This is a genomic window from Arthrobacter sp. Y3223164 (assembly GCF_059091005.1).
The window spans coordinates 1-2711 of the sequence record NZ_JBNHGF010000363.1; the positions used below are offsets into that span (position 1 = coordinate 1).

Genomic DNA, 2711 nt, shown 5'->3' on the forward strand with positions numbered 1-2711 from the left:
GGAGGCGGCGGACCACATTTCGTCGTCGTGCGGAAACATGTGGCGCAGCTGCGGCGCCAGGCCGAAGTATTCGACCCGCGGCGCGGCCACGGCGCCCGCCAGCGCCGCGATGCGCGGGTCTTCCCGGTTCAATACCACTGCCTCGGTCGTCGCCGCGGCGATCTGCCGGAGGAAACCCGCGGTCGTTTCGATTTCGCCAAAGCGGTCCAGCTGGTCGCGCATGACGTTGAGCAGCAGGCTGTAGCGCGGGGCCACCAGTTTGACGAAGTGAACCGCGTGGGCCTCGTCCAGCTCCAACACGGCAATGTCCGCGTTAAGCCGGCCCCGGGCGTCGGAGTCGCCCAGCACGGCAGCGACCACGCCGCGGGTGAAGTTGCTGCCCGTCCGGTTCGTGAACACCTTCAGGCCCTGCCCCTGCAGCAGCTCCACCACCATCTTGGTGGTAGTGGTTTTGCCGTTCGTCCCGCTGATTACCACGACGCCGCGCGGCAGCTCGCCGAGCGTGCGCGGCAGGAACTGCGGATCGATTTTTTCGGCCACCAGGCCGGGCAGTGCGGAACCGCCGCCGCGGAGCCTGGCTACCGCCTTTACGGCCTTTCCGGCAACGGTCGCAAGGAGGTGTCGCATGAGTAGAGACTATACAAGCCGCCGTGCCCCGGCGCCGTCGGCCCGGGCCGAACAGTGTCGGTCACCACAGGGGAGGGGGCACCGTTTAACACCGCCGGACCGGTTGGCACTACTGTTTTTCCGTACGGCCGCCACTGAGGCGGCCCCGATGCGAACTCCGAGGAACTGTCACCGTGGTCACGATTGGTGTGCTTGCCCTGCAGGGCGATGTCCGCGAACATCTATCCGTCCTGGAGCACAGCGGCGCCACGGCGGTGCCGGTGCGCCGGCCTGCGGAACTGGCGGCCGTGGACGGCCTGGTCATCCCCGGCGGTGAATCCACGACTATCGACAAGCTCACCCGCATCTTTGAGCTGGCCGATCCGCTGAAGGGGCGGATCGAGGCGGGCATGCCGGTCTACGGTTCGTGCGCGGGCATGATCATGCTGGCCCGGGAGATTGCAGACCCGGCCACCGACCTGAAGGGCGAACCGCAGCAGACGCTGGGCGGCCTGGATATAACGGTGCGTCGGAACGCCTTCGGCCGGCAGCGCGAATCGTTCGAGTCCGAGCTGGACTTCCGGGGCCTGGAGTTCAGCGCGGCGTCTCCCGGCCAGGACCCGGCGCCGGTCCACGCCGTGTTCATCCGTGCGCCCTGGGTGGAACGCGTGGGCAAGGGCGTGGAGGTCCTGGCTGCCGTGCAGCCGGAGGAGGCCTCCCACACCGACACTTTGCACGGGACAGCTAGAATAGTGGCAGTGCGTTCGCGGCATCTGCTGGCGACATCCTTCCACCCGGAGATTACGGGGGAGCGCCGCATCCACGAACTTTTCATCCGCATCGTCAGAGGAGAGGCGTAAGCATGGCCGGACACTCCAAGTGGGCAACCACCAAGCACAAGAAGGCCGTGATCGACGCCAGGCGTGCCAAGTCGTTCGCGAAGCTGATCAAGAACATTGAGGTAGCGGCGCGCAACGGGGGAGCGGACATGTCCGGCAACCCCGCGCTGGAACTGGCCGTCCAAAAGGCCAAGAAGACCTCGGTTCCCAACGACAACATCGACCGCGCGGTCAAGCGCGGTGCCGGCCTGACCGGCGAAACGGTGGACTACAGCGAAATCATCTACGAGGCCCGCGGGCCGCAGGGCTCCGCTGTGCTGATCGAGTGCCTCACCGACAACAAGAACCGGGCCGCCTCGGAGGTTCGCCTGGCCATCACCCGCAACGGCGGCACCATTGCCGACCCGGGGTCGGTGTCCTACATGTTCTCCCGCAAGGGCGTGGTGTCCCTGCCCAGGAACGAACTCACGGAAGACGACCTTCTGATGGCGGTGCTCGAAGCCGGCGCGGAGGAAGTCAAGGAGCAGGGCGACAACTTCGAGGTCCACGCCGATCCCACGGACCTGCGCGCCGTCGTGGCCGCACTGGAAGAGGCCGGCATCGAATACGAAACCGACGAGATCGAGTTCGTGTCCTCGATGGCCGTGGAGCTCGACGCGGACGCGGCCCGGAAGTTCATGAAGCTGGTGGATGCCCTCGAGGACCTGGACGACGTCCAGAACGTCTACTCCAACGCCGACATCAGCGCGGACGTCCTCGCCGAAATCGAGAACGACTGACACCGGTCCGGCCGTCGGCGCCCGCCATGCGCGTGCTGGGAGTGGACCCGGGCCTGACCCGCTGCGGCCTGGGCGTGGTCGATGTTGAACCGAACCGGCGCTCCTCCCTCGTGGACGTCGGTGTGGTGGGGACCACCCCGGACATGGCGCTGGAGCTGCGCCTGCTGAAGATTGCCGACGCGATCGACGAATGGCTCGACGCGCACACCCCGGACGTGCTCGCCGTCGAACGCGTCTTCAGCCAGACCAATGTCAGTACCGTGATGGGCACCGCGCAGGCGTCCGGGGTGGTCATCGCGGCGGCGGCACGGCGCGGGATCGCCGTCGCGCTGCACACGCCCACCGAGGTGAAAGCGGCGGTCACCGGCAACGGGCAGGCGGACAAAGCCGCCGTGACCAAGATGGTGACCCGGATCCTTCGGCTGGACACCCCGCCGCGCCCGGCCGATGCCGCGGACGCCCTGGCGCTGGCGATCACCCATGCCTG

At 67.4% G+C, this 2711-nt stretch carries 4 protein-coding genes; 3 read left to right on the forward strand and 1 reads right to left on the reverse strand.

The features are described 5' to 3' along the window. Nucleotides 1–627: Mur ligase family protein (locus AC5RUJ_RS14070; RefSeq protein WP_494156035.1), on the reverse strand; the 627-nt coding region annotated here is incomplete at its 3' end. A gap of 134 nt (nucleotides 628–761) precedes the next feature. Here AC5RUJ_RS14070 and pdxT point away from each other — a divergent pair. The 3 genes from pdxT to ruvC form a co-directional block, all read left to right on the forward strand. Beyond that, nucleotides 762–1466 carry a pyridoxal 5'-phosphate synthase glutaminase subunit PdxT gene (gene pdxT, locus AC5RUJ_RS14075; protein ID WP_494073891.1) on the forward strand — a complete coding sequence of 235 codons (705 nt, stop codon included), beginning with the start codon at nucleotides 762–764 and terminating at the stop codon, nucleotides 1464–1466. Between the two features lie 2 nt (nucleotides 1467–1468). Beyond that, the gene (locus AC5RUJ_RS14080; RefSeq protein WP_493999828.1) at nucleotides 1469–2224 is read left to right on the forward strand and encodes a YebC/PmpR family DNA-binding transcriptional regulator; all 756 of its coding nucleotides are present in this window, start codon (nucleotides 1469–1471) and stop codon (nucleotides 2222–2224) included. Between the two features lie 26 nt (nucleotides 2225–2250). Next, nucleotides 2251–2711, forward strand: a 461-nt coding sequence (ruvC, locus tag AC5RUJ_RS14085; protein WP_494156036.1) for a crossover junction endodeoxyribonuclease RuvC, incomplete at its 3' end; no start/stop codon positions are given.